The organism is Ruegeria sp. CDSA021 (assembly GCF_059612325.1).
On the sequence record NZ_JBXWQJ010000003.1, the window covers coordinates 55,876 to 72,270 of the forward strand.

The window sequence follows — 16,395 nt, forward strand, 5'->3', positions numbered from 1 at the left end:
TCAGGGGGTGATGACAATCTTGCCAGTCGATTTCCGCTCTTTCAGCAATTGCAGTCCAAGAGCCACCTGTTCAAGCGGCAGGATGTGACTGATATGGGGCTTGATCCGACCCTCTGCGTGCCAACGGAACAGGGTATCGAAGCTGTTGTGCACCACCTCGGGGCGGAATCTCAGGTAACCACCGATGTAAAACCCGATCACAGTCAGATTCTTGACCAGAAGATGGTTGGCAGGGATTTGCGGAACCTCGCCCCCGGCAAAACCGATGGGCAACAAGCGGCCTTCGGGGTTCGTGGCGCGGAAGGCGGCTTTGAACACGTCGCCGCCGATGGCATCATACACCACATCCGCGCCGCCCAGGGCTTTGACCCGCTCTCTGAGGTCCTCAGAGGCGTCTATCAGATGATCGGCTCCTGCAGCCTTGGCCACGGCCAGTTTATCCTGGCCGCGTGCATGCGCGATGACGGTGGCACCCATGAGTTTTCCGATTTCAACAGCGGTCAGCCCAACACCACCCGCTGCCCCTGTGACCAGTAGCGTTTCACCGGGTTGCAATCTGGCCCGATGATCCAACGCCATGTGGCTGGTGCCATATGCAATCTGGATGGCGGCGGCCTCTTCAAAGCTGGTGCTGTCCGGCAGAAGAATCGCCCGGTCGGCGTCGAACACGCCATATTCTGCCAGCCCACCTTGACCCGAATACACCGCGATGCGGTCACCGGGTTTCAATTGTGACACGCCTGCTCCGACGGCATCGACAACCCCCGCAATTTCCATGCCGAGGGTAAACGGAGCAGCGGGTGTATCCTGATAGCTGCCCTTTTGCATCAACAAATCGGCGAAGTTCAAACCACATGCCTTGATTGCAACGCGCACCTGACCCTTGCCTGGTTCGGGCACCTCAAGGCTGCATAGTTGGGCAGCCGCCCCGTCAGATTGAATGCGATAGGCCCGCATAATTGTCCTCGTTTTTTTTGGCCATAGGCGCGAGCGTGATAACAAAAGTCAATTGCTTTGAGGAAACGGTGTGAAGAGGAAAATCAGGGGGCTTTGGGGGAACAACTTAAACGGGCGCGGTAGGCTCAATTCAATACAACCACAGCCCTTCCTGAGGGGGCTCGACTCAACCGCCTTGAAAAAAATTTCAAAACCGGCATTATAAGCGTCTAGTGCTGTGCGGGGGAGGCGGCGCAATCCGAATTAGGAGGAAGTTAAGGGGAAACCTCTAAGTCTGCGATATCGGACGTCGCGAACTCCCGCGTAGATGTTTGTGTAGTATAGGAGAATACCAATGACTCATCACGTCGATGTCCATGTGGGCAAGCGCGTTCGGCATCGCCGCTGGCTGATTGGCATGACCCAGCAGCAGTTGGCGCAACAAGTTGGTATCAAGTTTCAGCAAATCCAGAAATATGAGACCGGGGCCAACCGAATCAGCGCATCTCGCCTGTGGGACATTGCCGAGGCATTGGACGTGCCGGTCAGCTTTTTCTTCGAAGGTTTGGAAGAAGCTGAAAAAAGCGATGCGGACAAAAAATCTGTTCCGGCTGACCTGATGGGCGACAAGGAAGCTTTGGATCTGGTGCGCTCTTACTATGCGATTCCAGAAAACCAGCGCCGCCGCTTGTTTGAGCTAGCTCGCGTTCTCAGCGAAGTCGCCTGATAGACTTGACTTTGGGGGGCATTGCTCGCACCTGTGGGCTATGCAACCGACGACGTTGAGCGACCTAGAAATTGCCGAAGAAATGGCCGAAGCGGCACGCGCGGCCATTCTTCCTTTTTTTCGTCAAGCAGATCTGGAAACCGCGAACAAGCTGGCCGATGGGTTTGATCCTGTTACGGTGGCTGACCGTGCGGCTGAACAGGCGATGCGTGAGGTTCTGGCCCGGCAACGTCCGGATGACAGCATTCTGGGCGAAGAGTTCGGCGAACACAAAGGCACCAGTGGTCGAACCTGGGTTCTGGACCCTATCGATGGCACCCGTGGATTTATCAGCGGTACGCCAACCTGGGGTGTTCTGATCGCGCTAAGCGATCAGGATGGACCGTTCATGGGGGTGATCGATCAACCCTATATCGGAGAGCGTTTTGTGGGATCCTCTTCTGGCGCTCAACTGACTGGTCCGCACGGGACCACCGCTTTGCAGACACGCAAGACGAAGACGCTGGAACAAGCGACCCTGTTCACAACCTTTCCCGAAGTCGGCACCCCGGAAGACAGGGCAGGGTTTCAGGCTGTGTCCGAGCAGGTGAAACTGACGCGCTATGGAATGGATTGCTACGCTTACGCGCTTCTTGCGGCAGGCCAGGCGGATCTGGTGATTGAGGCGGGCCTGAATTCCTATGATATTCAGGCACCTATTGCCGTTGTTAAGGCGGCGGGCGGTATTGTCACCGATTGGCAGGGTGGTCCGGCCCATGAAGGGGGTCGTGCCCTGGCTGCTTCAAACGCGGACCTACACGCCGCGGCCCTTCAGGTATTGCGTCATTTCTGAATTCTGTTGCCGGGCGGGCCAATGACGATTAAACCGGTTTTAGCCGGTTCTTGAGCCCGTTTTCCGCCGGCACACGCACTCCTTGCATGAAACGGGCAGATGCAGGAGCGCGATATGACAGAAATCCTACTCCAGAATGCCGATCTGATCCTGACGATGGATGATACCCGGCAAGAGATGCCCGGGTCTGACATTCTTATCTGCGACGGGCAAATCGCCGAAATTGGTCGCGGGTTGCAGACACAGGGCGACGTTCACGACGCGACGGGGTGTCTGATTACACCCGGTCTGGTGAACACCCATCACCACCTTTACCAAACCCTGACCCGTGCTGTACCGGGCGGGCAGGATGCGTTGTTGTTCGGGTGGCTGCAAACGCTTTACCCGATCTGGGCAAGGTTTGGACCGGACGAGATGTTCACTTCGGCCCAGATTGGATTGGCCGAGCTGGCGCTGTCTGGCTGTTCGCTCAGTTCCGATCACCTTTACCTTTACCCCAATGGTGCGCGGCTGGAGGATACGATTGCTGCCGCGTCGGAGCTGGGGATGCGGTTCCAGCCGACGCGTGGCGCGATGAGCATTGGTGAAAGTGACGGTGGTCTGCCGCCGGACAGTCTGGTGGAAGACGAAGCCGCCATTCTGAACGACATGATCCGTGTCGTTGATGCGTTTCATGACCCGTCGGAAGGGTCGATGTGCCGCGTCGGCCTCGCCCCGTGTTCGCCGTTCTCTGTAAGCCGAGACCTGATGCGCGATGCAGCCTTGCTGGCGCGGGACAAAGGCGTGATGCTGCACACTCATTTGGCCGAGAATGACGAAGATATCGCCTATTCGCAGGCACAATTCGGCTGTCGCCCCGGTCAGTATGCCGAAGATTTGGGCTGGACCGGCGCTGATGTCTGGAACGCCCATTGCGTCAAGCTGGACGGGGCCGAGATCGACCTGTTTTCGCGAACCAAAACAGGCGTGGCCCACTGCCCCTGCTCAAATTGTCGTCTCGGATCGGGCATCGCGCCAGTACGGGCGATGCGGGATGCAGGCGTCAGGGTTGGCCTTGGCGCGGACGGATCAGCCAGCAATGACAATGGCAACCTGATGCTGGAGGCCCGGCAGGCGATGCTGTTGCAACGGGTGGCCAATGGCGCAGATGCCATGTCAGCCCGCGAAGCGTTGGAGATTGCGACGCGCGGCGGAGCCGACGTATTGGGACGTCCGGATTGTGGGCGACTCATGCCAGGCAAACGCGCTGATATTGCGGTATGGGATACGCGCAGCATCGAAAGCGCAGGTAGTTGGGATCCGGCGGCTCTGCTTTTGGCGGGGCCGATGACCGTGAAACATCTGTTTATCGAAGGCCGTCAAATCGTGCGCGATGGGCAGATCGCAACGATTGATCTGCCCCGCGTGATCGAGCGTCAGAATGCGCTTGCTCGGGCGTTGCAGGCTTAAACTGCCTGCTGCCCGCCGATCCAAACCTCTGCCACGGCCCGATCATCACCCATCATGATGGTCGGGAAGATCGCCTCCCAAACATCCTCTGCATGAGCTTCGCGCTGGGCGATGGCCGGGGTCGAGGCGAGGTCGAGCACTACCAAATCCGCCTCCATTCCCGGGGCGACATTGCCAATGCAGTCATCCATCCGCAGGCTAAGCGCGGACCCTACTGTGCCCAGCCAAAGCAATTGCGCCGAGTGCAGCGGGCGACCACGCAACTGGCCGATCTCATAGGCGGCAGCCATGGTACGTAGCATCGAGAAACTGGACCCTCCGCCTGTATCGGTGGCCAGACCGATACGGTGGCCATCATGGACCAGCCCGTTCATGTCGAACAGGCCCGACCCGATGAAGGTGTTGGAAGTGGGGCAGTGGATCAACGACGCATCGACCTCACGCAGCCGATCCCGCTCCCGGTCTTCCAGATGGATGACGTGCCCATACAGGGCATTCTGACCCAGCAGGCCGAACTTCTCGTACGTGTCCAGATAATCCCGCGCATCCGGGAACAGCGACTGGACCCATTCGATTTCATCTGTTTGCTCGCTCAGATGAGTTTGCATCAGGCAGTGCGGATGTTCGGCCCATAGAGCGCCCATCGCCTCAAGTTGCTCGGGAGTTGAGGTAGGGGAAAAGCGTGGGGTGATGGCATAGGACAGTCGGTCGACACGGTGCCACTTTTCCAGAAGAGTTGCCGATTGATCATAGGCGGTTTGAGCCGTGTCGCGCAGACCTTCAGGCGCATTGCGATCCATGCAGGTCTTACCTGCCACTACCCGTTGTCCGCGTTGTTGCGCTGCTGTAAAGAACGCGTCCACGCTTTCGGGATGGATCGTGCAAAAGCTGCACATGGTTGTGGTGCCATGTGCGGCAGTCAGGTCCAGATAGCGATTGGCAATTTCGGTCGCATAGCCGAGATCGCCGAACTTCATCTCTTCCGGGAAGGTGTAAGTGTTCAGCCAGTCGATCAGCCGTTTTCCCCAGCTGGCGATCATCGCCGTTTGCGGGTAATGCACGTGCGGGTCCACAAACCCTGCCATGATCAGGTGCTTGCCGTGATCCTTGGTGATTGCATCAGGATGAGCCTGCGCCAACGCATCGGCGGTGCCGACATCTGCAATGCGCCCGTCTTCGATGACAACCGCTTCGTCCAGCCGGGTGGCCTCGGTCGGCTCTCCGTCAAAGGGTGAGGCCGTGAAACTCAGAACGCGCCCTTTCAAAAGCGTCTTTTGCGCCATTGTCCCTATTCTCCACCTGTTTGGAACCGCGCATCAGCATAGGCAGACGAAAGAAGTGGGTAAATCGGTGCATTGTCATTGTTTTCCGGTAGCTGCTTCTTCTATTTAGAAGTCAATCGCCGAATTAAGGGGGCCGCGCATGACGACAGGCAGTGACGAAGCCGGATACGATCAGCCCCGGGACGAAGACGCCTATGCGCTGGATCCCAAGGCAGTGGCGGGGATCCTCTATGCGGTGGATATCGATGATCGCGACAAGCTGATTGAGCTGATGGAGCCGCTGCACGCGGCCGACATCGCTGACCTTCTGGAACAGATCAATCCGTTTGATCGGGCCCGCCTGATCCGACTGTATGACAAGGAATTTGATGGCGACATCCTGTCTGAACTGGATGAGTCGGTCCGCGAAGAGGTGATCTCGGTCCTAAAGCCGGACGTTCTGGCCGAAGCCGTGCGCGAGATGGAAAGCGACGACGTCGTTGACCTGCTGGAAGACCTTGAGGAACCTCAGCAGGAAACTATTCTGGATGCGCTGGAGGATTCCGAACGGGTTGCAGCCGAACAGGCGCTGTCTTACCCTGAGAACTCGGCCGGTCGTCTCATGCAGCGCGAGGTCGTCATGTCGCCCGAGCATTGGACGGTCGGGCAAGCCATTGATTTCATGCGCGCAAATGATGACCTGCCCGAGCAGTTCTATCACGTGGTGCTGGTCGATCCACGCCTGAAGCCGGTGGCGCAGGTGACATTGGGCAAGTTGATGGCGACGCGGCGCGAGGTGCCGCTGCACGACCTTGCGGAGGAGGAGTTTCACATCATCCCCGTCGATCAGGACGAGGAAGACGTGGCCTATGCCTTCAACCAGTACCACCTGATCTCGTCCCCGGTGGTGGACGAGGATGGGCGTCTGGTTGGCGTTATCACCATCGACGACGCGATGGTGGTTCTGGATGAAGAGCACGAAGAAGACATTCTGCGTCTTGCCGGTGTCAGCAACGAAAGCTCTTTGTCCGACAGCGTGGCGGCAACCAGTCGGCGGCGATTGCCGTGGCTGGCGGTGAATCTGTGTACGGCGATCTGTGCCTCGCTGGTGATTTCACAGTTTGAGGCGGCGATTGATCAGTTGGTCGCCCTGGCCATCCTGATGCCGATTGTGGCCTCGATGGGCGGCAATGCGGGCACGCAATCGCTGACGGTAGCCGTGCGCGCACTGGCGACGCGCGACCTGACCAATGCAAACGTGATGCGGGTGATCCGGCGCGAGTTGCTGGTCGGTATGCTCAACGGGCTGTGTTTCGCCATCGTGTTGGGAACCGTGGGGATGTTGTGGTTCGATTCTCCGCTCTTGGGTGTCGTGATCGGATCCGCCTTGGTCGTGAACATGATCATCGCAGGGTTCGCGGGTACGGTAGTACCGGTCGTGCTGGACCGTTTGGGCGTTGACCCGGCGCTGGCGTCTGGAACCTTTGTAACAACCACAACGGATGTCATGGGGTTCTTCATCTTTCTTGGGCTTGCCAGCGTGGTGCTTCTGTGACCGATCTGACCGAAATTAAAGCCGCAGCCCGCAAAGCGGCCTTTGCGCGCCGCAAGGCTGCATTTGATGCGTGTTCACCAGGAGCTGCAGGACGTTTGTCCGAGGTTTTGGCAGGCCACCGCGGCGTGCCAATGTCAGGCTATATGCCGATCCGGACCGAGATCGACCCGCTGCCCGCGATGGCCGAGGCATCAGCTTATGGGCCGGTGGGGGTGCCGGTCATTCAGGCCGCCGGTCGCCCTTTGAAATTCTCTCGCTGGACACCCGAAGGGGCGCTGAAAGATGGCCCGTTCGGTGCCAAAGTGCCCGAGGTGGATGACTATTTCGATCCCGAGATTCTGATCGTGCCGCTGGTCGCGTTTGATGCAAAAGGCGGTCGGCTGGGTTATGGTGGCGGGTTCTATGACCGCACTCTGGAAGGTCTGCGCGCCAAACGTCCGACGCTTGCCATCGGCTTTGCCTTTGACGCGCAGGAGGCAGAGGGCCTGCCGCTGGAGCCAACCGACCAACAGCTGGATATGGTCATCACGGAAAGCCGGGTACTGACCTTCTAGCTGTTACTGCTCGAAGTGGCTGCGCAAGTAATCCCAGGCATCAACTTCGGTGCCGTCTTTCAAAATGCAGACGCCAAAAACGCTACCATCTTCGTTTTTCCGAAGTTGGTAAGTCCCGTCGTTTTCGATGCAAAATGTTGCCGCCGGATTGGGCATGGATGTTTTGGTGCCTTCCGCCCCCGCAGCCGAAGCGGTCAAAAGACAGGCGGTCAGAAAAATTAGAGCTTTCACGAAGAATTCCTTCTGTATTCAAACGCTATTTCAATACATTGCCGCGCTTGAATGTTAATTCAACCCTCAACTCTGCGGCAAATTTCATGCTTCCGCCTTGTTATTGCCCTGCACAGCCCCTACGACCCGGATCATGAGGATTTTATTTCTTGGTGATGTCATGGGGCGCGCGGGCCGCGCAGCCGTTCAGCAGCATTTGCCACGTCTTCGCGACGAATGGCGGCTGGATTTTGTTGTGGTCAACGGTGAAAACGCGTCGAACGGAATGGGGCTAAGCGGTGATCACGCCAAGCTGCTTCTGGATGCTGGTGCGGATTGTCTGACGCTGGGTGATCATGCCTTCGACCAGAAGGATATGTTGCAATACATCGATAAAGAACAGCGTATCGTGCGTCCGGTGAACTTTGCCAAAGGAGCACCGGGGCGGGGGCATCGACTGTTCAACGCGCCGGGCGGGCGCAAGGTTCTGGTGGTGCAGGTGCTGGGGCAGGTCTTCATGAAACGGCCGTTTGACGATCCGTTCTCGGCCATTGAACCGATCCTGAAGTCGCATCCTCGCGGAGGGCAGGCGCAGGCTATCATCGTGGACATGCATTGCGAGGCGACGTCCGAGAAGATGGCGATGGGCCATTATTGCGATAAACGTTCCAGCCTCGTGGTGGGAACACATACCCATGTGCCGACTGCGGATTCTCAAATTTTGCCCGGTGGTACAGCGTATCTGACGGATGCGGGCATGTGCGGCGACTACGACTCGGTCATCGGCATGGACAAGCAGGAACCGATGCGCCGCTTCATCACCGGAATGCCCAAGGCGCGGTTCACCCCTGCCAATGGCGAGGCCACGTTGAGCGGCGTGTTCGTGGAAACCAATGATCGCGACGGTCAGGCTAAATCTGTGCGTATGGTGCGCGTCGGGGGGCGTCTTGAACAGGCTGGGCCTGATTAATCAACGTCAGACTTGCTCTGCTGCGCGCAATGCGTGAAACTGCATGTCATCAGGCGCTTGGGCCCGGGTTCGGACAGAATACCACGAATGAATTTCCTTTCACTGACAGACACAGGCAGCGCAATTCTGGCGCTGCTCATCGTTGCGGGCATGTTCGTCATGTTCCTGCGCGAGGTTTATCCGACCGAGGTCGTGGCCATTGGTGGCGTCTCGCTGATGCTTGTCACAGGCATCCTGCCCTATCAAAGCGCGTTGGCGGTTCTGTCCAACCCTGCGCCCTGGACGATTGGCGCGATGTTCATCATCATGGGGGCTTTGGTGCGAACGGGGGCGTTGGACTCATTCACCTCGACTGCGCAGAAACAGGCTCAGGTCAACCCGCGTTTCGCCATCGGGTTGCTTATGGCGTTTGTCGTGCTGGCTTCGGCGGTGGTGTCGAATACACCTGTTGTTGTGGTGATGATCCCGGTCTTTGTTCAGATCGCCCGCACGCTGAACGTACCTGCGTCGAAACTGTTGATTCCGCTGAGCTATGCCGCCATTCTGGGCGGCACGCTGACGCTGATCGGCACGTCGACCAACCTGCTCGTTGATGGTGTCGCTCGCGCTCAGGGGATGAAAGCCTTCACGATTTTCGAAGTCACGCCACTGGGGATCGCGCTGGTGATCTACGGCATGATCTATTTGCGGTTCATTGCGCCCAAGCTGTTGCCCGAGCGGGACAGCATGGCGTCACTGCTCAGCGATCGGTCCAAGATGAAGTTCTTCACCGAAGCTGTCATTCCGCCGGACAGTAACCTGATCGGGCGCGAAGTAACCGGGGTACAGTTGTTCAAACGCCCTGGTGTGCGTCTGATCGATGTCATTCGGGGGGACGAGTCGCTGCGGCGTAACCTGAAAGGCGTCGAACTGAAAGTTGGCGATCGGGTGGTTTTACGCACCGAGATGACCGAACTGCTGAGCCTTCAGCGCAACAGAGAGCTCAAACGCGTGGATCAGGTGTCCGCCGTTGAAACCAAGACGGTTGAGGTGCTGATCACGCCCGGATGCCGTTTGGTGGGTCGGACCCTTGGAATGATGCGGCTTCGGCGTCGTTATGGCGTCTACGTGTTGGCGGTGCACCGCCGTAACCAGAATATCGGTCGCCAGTTGGATGATTTGGTGGTCAGGGTTGGGGATACTCTGCTTCTGGAAGGTGCCCCGGCGGACATTAAACGGCTTGCAGCCGAAATGGATATGGTAGATGTCACCCAGCCGTCCGCGCGCGCCTTCCGTCGCAGCCACGCGCCAATTGCAATTGGCGCGCTTGTCGGGATCGTCGCTCTTGCCGCGCTGGGCGTCGCGCCGATCCTGCTGTTGTCGATTGTGGCCGTTGCTGTGGTTCTTTTGACCCGCTGCATTGATGCTGATGAAGCGTTTTCCTTTGTTGAAGGTCGGCTGCTGGCGCTGATCTTTGCGATGCTGGCTATAGGTGCGGCGCTGAACAGTTCCGGCGCGGTCTCTCTGATCGTCGAGGCCATAGCGCCGGGGCTCAGTACTTTGCCGCCATTCCTGATTATCTGGGCGATTTACTTGCTGACCTCGGTGCTGACCGAATTGGTTTCCAACAACGCGGTCGCGGTTGTCGTCACCCCGATTGCCATTGGTTTGGCGCAGGCTGTAGGGATTGATCCACGCCCGCTGGTGGTCGCGGTTATGGTGGCGGCATCGGCATCCTTTGCAACACCGATCGGATACCAGACCAACATGATGGTCTACGGTCCCGGTGGCTACAGGTTCACTGACTTCATGAAAGTGGGCGTTCCGCTTAACCTGACGGTTGGACTGCTGGCGTCCCTGCTTATCCCGTTGATCTGGCCACTATAATATCGGCGCAGATTTGCCACTTTGTCGGAGGCAGGCTTGTAAATGGCGGACAATATACAATCTTTTGTGAATAAAACTTGCAAAGGGGATTAGCCATGCTGACGATAGGACGTTCTACATTTGCAGGCGCAGCGTTTGCGACCGTCATAAGCAATGTCGCGATTGCAGGCACCGTTGCAGGGAACGCATCCTACCGAGAGCGTATTGCGGTCCCGCCCGACGCAACTCTTTTTGTCGAACTTCAGGATATCTCACTGGCTGATGCTCCGGCTGTGACACTTGCTGCGCAGAGATACGCTCTGACCGGGGTGCCGGCGCAATTTGAACTGACCTATGATGATGCGTTGATTAAGGACGGGTATAGATACGCGGTGCGCGCTTCAGTCATGCAGGGGCAAAAACTGCTGTTCACGACTGATACTAATTACCCGGTTCTGACCAATGGCGCAGAGAATACCGCCGACCTGTTGATGGTACAGGTTCAGCATCAGGAAGCTGCTATGCTGGAAAACACGGAATGGGTCGCCTCAGGCCTGAACGGCGCGCCTATTGAGACTGAAAAACGTCCCGAGCTTGCTTTCGGGCAAAGCGGTGCGTTTTCGGGAAGCGGCGGTTGTAATCGGTTTAGTGGTCAGGCAGAGATTTCTGCTAATCGGATCGAATTCCCGGACAACATGGCTGCGACACTCATGGCGTGTCCACCCCCGATGGATGAGGTCGAACGGCAGTTTCTGAAAGCGATGCAAAGCGTCACGACGTTCGCAATGCAAGGCAACGCACTGGCCCTTTTGGATGCGGACGGAGAGCCGGTGATTAAGCTGACCCGTAAGTAACGCGATGGGGCCGTCAGGCGACGGCCCTTGACCGCCCTGCGTTGCGCCCCGAAAAGATGCAACCGCCCAGAAACGTACCCTCCAGCGCGTTGTAGCCGTGATAGCCGCCACCGCCGAACCCGGCGACTTCGCCTGCTGCGAACAGGCCGGACACCACCTGCCCATCCGCTCCGATCATCTGGCTGTCCATATTGGTCTGAAGCCCGCCCAACGTCTTGCGTGTCAGGACGTGTAGCTTGACCGCGATCAGCGGACCGTTGGCCGGGTCGAGGAACTTGTGTGGCTTGGCGGTGCGGATCAGCTTGTCGCCGCGGTAGTTTCTGGCCGCCAGGATCGCCATCATCTGCGCGTCTTTTGAGAATGGATTGTCGACCTGAGAATCTCGTGCTTCGATCTGCGCGCGCAGGTGCGCTTCGTCAATCAGACCGCCGCCCAGATGGTTCATCCCGTTGACCAGTTCGGTCAACGTGTTGGCCACGACGAAATCCTCGCCATGTTCCTTGAACGCTTCGACCGGGGCGGTTGCCTTGGACCCCGACAGGACGCGCTGACGGATCACCTCTTTCCAACTGCCCGAGGTGAAATCGGGGTTCTGTTCAGACCCGGACAGGGCGAATTCCTTCTTGATGACCTTCTGGGTCAGAACAAACCAGCTGTATTCGTACCCTGTCTTCAGAATTTCGCGCAGCGTACCCAGCGTATCGAACCCCGGCAGGCAGGGAGGCGCGAGGCGGTCGCCCTTGGCGTCGAACCACATCGAGCTGGGGCCGGGCAGAATGCGAATGCCGTGGTCGGGCCAGATCGGATTCCAGTTGCGCACGCCTTCGGTGTAATGCCACATGCGGTCGCCATTGATGACATGGCCGCCCGCTTTTTCGCTGATCCCGATCATGCGGCCATCGACGTGAAAGGGTACGCCTGCCACCATCTTCTGCGGCGGTTCCCCCAGACGATCCTTGGGCCAATTCTGCCGCACCATTTCAAAGTTACCACCGATACCGCCAGAGGTGACGATGATCGAGGGCGCATAAACCTCGAACTCGCCCACTTCGTCGCGGTTGGTCTTGCCGCCGCGCTGGGCAGTGTCATCGGCCAGCACTTCACCGGACACGCCTTTGGCGGCGCCATTTTGCATGATGATATGGCTGACCTGATGGCGGAATTTCATCTGGATCAACCCGGCGCTGGCATGCTCTTTTACACGACGGATAAAATGCTCCAGCACGCCGGGTCCTGTGCCCCACGTTATGTGAAAACGGGGAACCGAGTTTCCGTGCCCGTTCGCATAGGAACCACCACGTTCGGCCCAACCAACCACCGGAAACCAGCGTAGGCCCATCTCGTGCAACCATGGGCGCATCTCGCCCGCTGCAAACTCGACATAACTCTCGGCCCATTTGCGGGGCCAGGTGTCTTCCGTGCGGTCAAACTGCGCGCTGCCCATCCAGTCAAGTAGGGCAAGATCTTGGCTGTCCTTGATGCCCATCCGGCGTTGTTCCGGCGTGTCGACCATGAACAGTCCACCAAGGCTCCAGAATGCCTGACCACCCAGAAAGCTCTCGGCCTCTTGATCGACAATGATCACCCTTTTTCCCCGATCCCCCAGCTCAGCCGCGGCTGCCAATCCCGCCAGGCCCGCGCCGACGACAATCGCATCTGCTGTATTATTGGTCATGAACTGTCCTTTCAGCGTCTGCGAAACCAAACGAGGAACGGTAGCACGACCGCATACATCGTGATCCCGTAGACTGCGGACGGCAAAGCCAGAGGGCTAAACCCGCTCTCTGTGCCCGTGATAAGTGCCGCCAGCGTTATACCCAGTGTCGAATTCTGGATGCCTGTGTCAATTGAGATGCTTTTACACTCGGCCCATGACAGATTTGCAGCACGTGCGATCCCCAGCCCGATGAGCAAAAGGGCAACGTTAAGTGAGATCAGGCCTGCACCCATAATGCCCAAGTTATCAACGAAAATCTGCCAGTTTCCGGCCAGGGCGGCCACGACGATCACAACAAACAAAGCAGTTGCTAACTTTGAAAGTCCGCCGTCGATATGGTTTGCAAACTCGGTTGCAAATCTGCGAACCCCGATGCCGATTGCCACAGGAAGGGTGGTGATCAGGAACATGGCAACGGCCAGACCGCTGATCGAAACGTCCGGGGCATTTTCCCCCATAAAATAGGTGATGGACCATGCCGCCAGAAAGGGCACTGTCAGGATAGACAGAATGCTGATCACCGCAGTCAGGCTAACGGAAAGCGCCACGTCACCCTTTGCCAGTTTGGTCAGAATGTTACTGGTCACACCGCCCGGGCAAAAGCTGAGCAGCATAAAGCCCACCGCTATTTCAGGGGGCAGGCCAAACAGAGTGACAGTAACAAAAGCAGCAATAGGTAGAAGCACCACCTGACAGATCGCACCAATTGCAAACGGGTATCTACGGTTCAACACGCGCCGGAAATCCGCAATCTCTAGCCCAATGCCAAGGGATAGCATGATAATGGCCAGCGAGATCGGCAGGCCGACATTGATTAGAAAATCCAAGAACAACTCCTCCCAAAGTCGTTTCGGATCAGCCTATGCGAGCATGAAAGCCGCAGGCAACCGCTCCGTTAGGTCACTTGTAACGTTCGACGAACCGGCGCAGGATTTCGCCGGGTTGGGTGACGTCAGCGGCGTTGCAGACATCGATCAAACGTTGGGCGTCTTCGGGCGGGAAATAACCGTGATGTTTGTAGATGTTAATGCGCTGCTCAAAGTCCTTCGCATCCGCTTCGGGGTGAAACTGTGTGGCATAGACGTTCTGGCCAAAGCGGATCATCTGAAACGGGCAGGGGTCTGAGGAGACAAGATGCACGCAGCCCTCCGGCAATGTCTGGACGGCCTCTTTGTGGCCGACGAAGGCGTCGAATTCAGGGGCCAGCCCAGTGGTCAGCGGGTCTGACACGCCGTCTGCCGTCAGGTGGCAGGCTGACGGGCCGACCGGTTCGCCGTAACGGGCTTTGCTCACGTCGCCACCTAAGTGTGCAGCCAGAACGCCTAAACCATAGCAGCAGCCCATGAAGGGATGATCTTGCGCCGTGATCTGCGGCATGAGCCCCATGACCGCATCTTCGATCTTTGCGTCCAAGTTGGATTTTGTTGCGGGGTCATCGCTGACACAACCGGGACCTCCGCCAACGATGACGCCCGCATAGTCCGTCACGTCCAAGCTGTCAGGCAAATCCTCACAATCCAGCCGGATACGGTGGGTCTGCTCGGGCGTAAGGCGGGTCTTGTCCAGAATCGAGGCGTATTCGGCGTCGGACGCATCCGTTTCCGGGCGCAGTTGCAGGATCAAAAAGCGTTTCATGTGCTGCCTTTACCCGTCACAACGGCCAAAAGACAAGGATGGCGGGGATGGAAACCGCGATGATCAGCACCTCAAGCGGCAGACCCATACGCCAGTAATCTCCGAACCGATAGCCACCAGGTCCCAGAACCAGCGTATTGTTCTTGTGCCCGATAGGCGTGAGGAACGCGGCCGAGGCCGCAACGGCAACCGTCATCAGGAACGGATCGGGCGAAACCTCGAGCGTGCGGGCCATTTGTATCCCAACCGGTGCAGCGACAATGGCAGTGGCTGTGTTGTTCAGGACATCAGACAAAGTCATGGTCACGACCATCAAAACGGTCAGGATGGCCCAGGCGGGAAGGCCATCGGTCAGTTGGATCAGCGCATTCGCGATCAGTTCAGTCCCGCCCGAGGTCTCCAATGCACTGCCCAGCGGGATCATGGAACCCAAGAGGACAACCACCGGCCATTCGATGTGGTTATAGATGTCGGCGATCGGCATGATCTTAGTCAGCACATAGGCAATGACCACTAACCCCAGGGCAACAGGCAAGTAGATCAACCCGACACTGGCGGCCAAAACGGCGGCAGCAAACAGGCCGATGGCCAGCCACGCCTTGTCATTTGCAGTGACGTTCAGCCCGCGCCCGGCAAGGGGCAGGCAGCCCAGCCACTCCGTTACATCCGCAGCGCGGTCGCGGGGGCAGAGCAGTAACAGGATATCACCGGGCTCAACCTCAGTCTTGCGGACCTGTTGGGTGATCTGCCGACCTTGGCGCGATATGCCCATCAGGACGGTGCTCTGCCGCCATGCCAGCCCAAGACCCTGTGCAGTGCGGCCAGTGATGCGGGCACTTTCCGGCACAACCACTTCGATCACTTCCAGCCCGTCACCCTCTGCCGTCAGAAGTTCCTGTCGCCGTGTGTCTGAGAAATCCAGATTAAGCGCGGCACGGAATTCATCCAGCGCCTCGGGCCGGGCTTCCAGAACCAATGCGTCGCCTTCTTTCAGTGTGGTATGGGCAGAGCGGCCATAGCGCCGCTTGCCGTCGCGGATGAGGCCAATAATGGCCACGTCGGATTTTTCGGCGGCCTCATAAAGCTCGCTGACACGTTTGCCGATATGCGCGGATTCGGGAGGAACTGTCAGCTCGGCGATGTATTCTGCCAGCGCTTCAGACGTCTCGGTTTGCGGCCCGCGATTTGGGATCAGACGCCAGCCCACCAGTGCGACAAAAGCAAGACCGGCGATCGCGGCCAGCCCACCGACCGGGGCAAAATCGAACATGTGAAACGGCTCGCCCAGCGTCTCGGCCCGGATCGAGGCGATGATGATGTTCGGAGGGGTGCCGATCAACGTCGCCATTCCCCCCAGAATGGTGGCAAAGCTCAGCGGCATCAGGGTCAGGCCCACAGATCGCCCCGCTTTGCGTGCGGTCTGAATGTCGACGGGCATCAGCAGGGCCAATGCTGCCACGTTGTTCATGAAGGCCGACAGCACTGCGCCGATCCCGCCCATCAGGGCGATATGCGCGCCCAATCCACGTGAGGCATCGACCAGGGTGCGGGTGATCAAGAACACCGCCCCCGACCGAACCAGACCGGCAGAGACGACCAGAACCAGCGCCACGATGATGGTGGCCGGATGACCGAACCCGGCGAAGGCGTCGTTCACAGGCACGACGCCCAGCACAACGCCGATCATCAGTGCCGCAAAGGCCACAAGGTCGTATCTAAACCGACCCCAAAGCAGCATTCCGAAGACCGTGATGAAAAGTGAAAAAAGAATGATCTGATCTGTCGTCATGTCGTCACCATACAAGTCAGTGATGTCGTCGCAAGCCGCTCTCTTGATCCTGCCCCCCGC

General features: G+C 58.2%; 15 protein-coding genes. 8 read left to right on the top strand and 7 right to left on the bottom strand.

The window, feature by feature from the left end; genetic code table 11:
- Complete coding sequence (locus AC2FLD_RS04690; protein ID WP_496667726.1) at positions 1-957, bottom strand: NADPH:quinone oxidoreductase family protein; 957 nt, start codon at positions 955-957, stop codon at positions 1-3.
- Positions 958-1,291: 334 nt separating this feature from the next.
- On the opposite strand from AC2FLD_RS04690, the gene AC2FLD_RS04695 reads away from it, so the two are divergent.
- The 3 genes from AC2FLD_RS04695 (at position 1,292) to AC2FLD_RS04705 (ending at position 3,944) form a co-directional block, all read left to right on the top strand.
- On the top strand, positions 1,292-1,663 hold the full coding sequence (locus AC2FLD_RS04695; protein WP_050602923.1) for a helix-turn-helix domain-containing protein: 372 nt from the start codon (positions 1,292-1,294) through the stop codon (positions 1,661-1,663).
- 40 nt (positions 1,664-1,703) lie between these two features.
- Positions 1,704-2,495, top strand: a complete 792-nt coding sequence (gene hisN, locus AC2FLD_RS04700; RefSeq protein WP_496667727.1) for a histidinol-phosphatase — start codon at positions 1,704-1,706, stop codon at positions 2,493-2,495.
- A gap of 114 nt (positions 2,496-2,609) precedes the next feature.
- Positions 2,610-3,944, top strand: a complete 1,335-nt coding sequence (locus AC2FLD_RS04705; protein WP_496667728.1) for an 8-oxoguanine deaminase — start codon at positions 2,610-2,612, stop codon at positions 3,942-3,944.
- On the opposite strand, the gene guaD is transcribed toward AC2FLD_RS04705, so the two are convergent.
- Complete coding sequence (guaD, locus tag AC2FLD_RS04710; protein WP_496667729.1) at positions 3,941-5,227, bottom strand: guanine deaminase; 1,287 nt, start codon at positions 5,225-5,227, stop codon at positions 3,941-3,943. The two genes, AC2FLD_RS04705 and guaD, sit on opposite strands and share 4 nt — an antisense overlap.
- Positions 5,228-5,366: 139 nt before the next feature.
- On the opposite strand from guaD, the gene mgtE reads away from it, so the two are divergent.
- Together mgtE and AC2FLD_RS04720 are read left to right on the top strand one after the other, a co-directional pair.
- Positions 5,367-6,761: a magnesium transporter gene (mgtE, locus tag AC2FLD_RS04715; RefSeq protein WP_050602921.1), complete on the top strand. Its 1,395-nt coding sequence runs from the start codon at positions 5,367-5,369 to the stop codon at positions 6,759-6,761.
- A complete protein-coding gene (locus AC2FLD_RS04720) occupies positions 6,758-7,315 on the top strand; it encodes a 5-formyltetrahydrofolate cyclo-ligase (protein WP_496667730.1) in 558 nt (185 codons plus the stop codon). The genes mgtE and AC2FLD_RS04720 overlap by 4 nt, the downstream gene beginning before the upstream one ends.
- 3 nt (positions 7,316-7,318) lie before the next feature.
- Here AC2FLD_RS04720 and AC2FLD_RS04725 read toward each other — a convergent pair whose 3' ends face one another.
- Positions 7,319-7,546, bottom strand: a complete 228-nt coding sequence (locus AC2FLD_RS04725) for a putative hemolysin (RefSeq protein ID WP_496667731.1) — start codon at positions 7,544-7,546, stop codon at positions 7,319-7,321.
- A gap of 133 nt (positions 7,547-7,679) precedes the next feature.
- On the opposite strand from AC2FLD_RS04725, the gene AC2FLD_RS04730 reads away from it, so the two are divergent.
- The 3 genes from AC2FLD_RS04730 (at position 7,680) to AC2FLD_RS04740 (ending at position 11,194) form a co-directional block, all read left to right on the top strand.
- Positions 7,680-8,495 (top strand): TIGR00282 family metallophosphoesterase, encoded by an 816-nt coding sequence (locus AC2FLD_RS04730; protein WP_496667732.1) that lies wholly within the window; start codon positions 7,680-7,682, stop codon positions 8,493-8,495.
- A gap of 87 nt (positions 8,496-8,582) precedes the next feature.
- Positions 8,583-10,361, top strand: coding sequence for an SLC13 family permease (locus tag AC2FLD_RS04735; protein WP_050602917.1), 1,779 nt, complete (start codon positions 8,583-8,585; stop codon positions 10,359-10,361).
- A gap of 95 nt (positions 10,362-10,456) precedes the next feature.
- The gene (locus AC2FLD_RS04740) at positions 10,457-11,194 is read left to right on the top strand and encodes a YbaY family lipoprotein (RefSeq protein ID WP_496667733.1); all 738 of its coding nucleotides are present in this window, start codon (positions 10,457-10,459) and stop codon (positions 11,192-11,194) included.
- Between the two features lie 13 nt (positions 11,195-11,207).
- Here AC2FLD_RS04740 and AC2FLD_RS04745 read toward each other — a convergent pair whose 3' ends face one another.
- The 4 genes from AC2FLD_RS04745 to AC2FLD_RS04760 form a co-directional block, all read right to left on the bottom strand.
- On the bottom strand, positions 11,208-12,869 hold the full coding sequence (locus AC2FLD_RS04745; protein ID WP_496667734.1) for an FAD-binding dehydrogenase: 1,662 nt from the start codon (positions 12,867-12,869) through the stop codon (positions 11,208-11,210).
- A gap of 11 nt (positions 12,870-12,880) precedes the next feature.
- A complete protein-coding gene (locus tag AC2FLD_RS04750) occupies positions 12,881-13,738 on the bottom strand; it encodes a bile acid:sodium symporter family protein (protein ID WP_496667735.1) in 858 nt (285 codons plus the stop codon).
- 73 nt (positions 13,739-13,811) lie between these two features.
- Entirely contained in the window at positions 13,812-14,546 is a 735-nt protein-coding gene (locus tag AC2FLD_RS04755; RefSeq protein ID WP_496667736.1) for a glutamine amidotransferase, read from the bottom strand.
- Between the two features lie 16 nt (positions 14,547-14,562).
- Positions 14,563-16,335, bottom strand: a complete 1,773-nt coding sequence (locus AC2FLD_RS04760) for an SLC13 family permease (RefSeq protein WP_050603029.1) — start codon at positions 16,333-16,335, stop codon at positions 14,563-14,565.
- Positions 16,336-16,395: the final 60 nt, after the last annotated feature.

Excerpts from the sequence above, each read along its gene's own strand:
- mgtE (WP_050602921.1), top strand. The coding sequence starts at position 5,367 with ATGACGACAGGCAGTGACGAAGCCGGATACGATCAGCCCCGGGACGAA.
- hisN (WP_496667727.1), top strand. The coding sequence starts at position 1,704 with ATGCAACCGACGACGTTGAGCGACCTAGAAATTGCCGAAGAAATGGCC.
- AC2FLD_RS04705 (WP_496667728.1), top strand. The coding sequence starts at position 2,610 with ATGACAGAAATCCTACTCCAGAATGCCGATCTGATCCTGACGATGGAT.
- AC2FLD_RS04695 (WP_050602923.1), top strand. The coding sequence starts at position 1,292 with ATGACTCATCACGTCGATGTCCATGTGGGCAAGCGCGTTCGGCATCGC.
- AC2FLD_RS04745 (WP_496667734.1), bottom strand. The coding sequence starts at position 12,869 with ATGACCAATAATACAGCAGATGCGATTGTCGTCGGCGCGGGCCTGGCG.
- AC2FLD_RS04760 (WP_050603029.1), bottom strand. The coding sequence starts at position 16,335 with ATGACGACAGATCAGATCATTCTTTTTTCACTTTTCATCACGGTCTTC.
- AC2FLD_RS04740 (WP_496667733.1), top strand. The coding sequence starts at position 10,457 with ATGCTGACGATAGGACGTTCTACATTTGCAGGCGCAGCGTTTGCGACC.
- AC2FLD_RS04735 (WP_050602917.1), top strand. The coding sequence starts at position 8,583 with ATGAATTTCCTTTCACTGACAGACACAGGCAGCGCAATTCTGGCGCTG.
- AC2FLD_RS04755 (WP_496667736.1), bottom strand. The coding sequence starts at position 14,546 with ATGAAACGCTTTTTGATCCTGCAACTGCGCCCGGAAACGGATGCGTCC.
- AC2FLD_RS04690 (WP_496667726.1), bottom strand. The coding sequence starts at position 957 with ATGCGGGCCTATCGCATTCAATCTGACGGGGCGGCTGCCCAACTATGC.
- AC2FLD_RS04730 (WP_496667732.1), top strand. The coding sequence starts at position 7,680 with ATGAGGATTTTATTTCTTGGTGATGTCATGGGGCGCGCGGGCCGCGCA.
- guaD (WP_496667729.1), bottom strand. The coding sequence starts at position 5,227 with ATGGCGCAAAAGACGCTTTTGAAAGGGCGCGTTCTGAGTTTCACGGCC.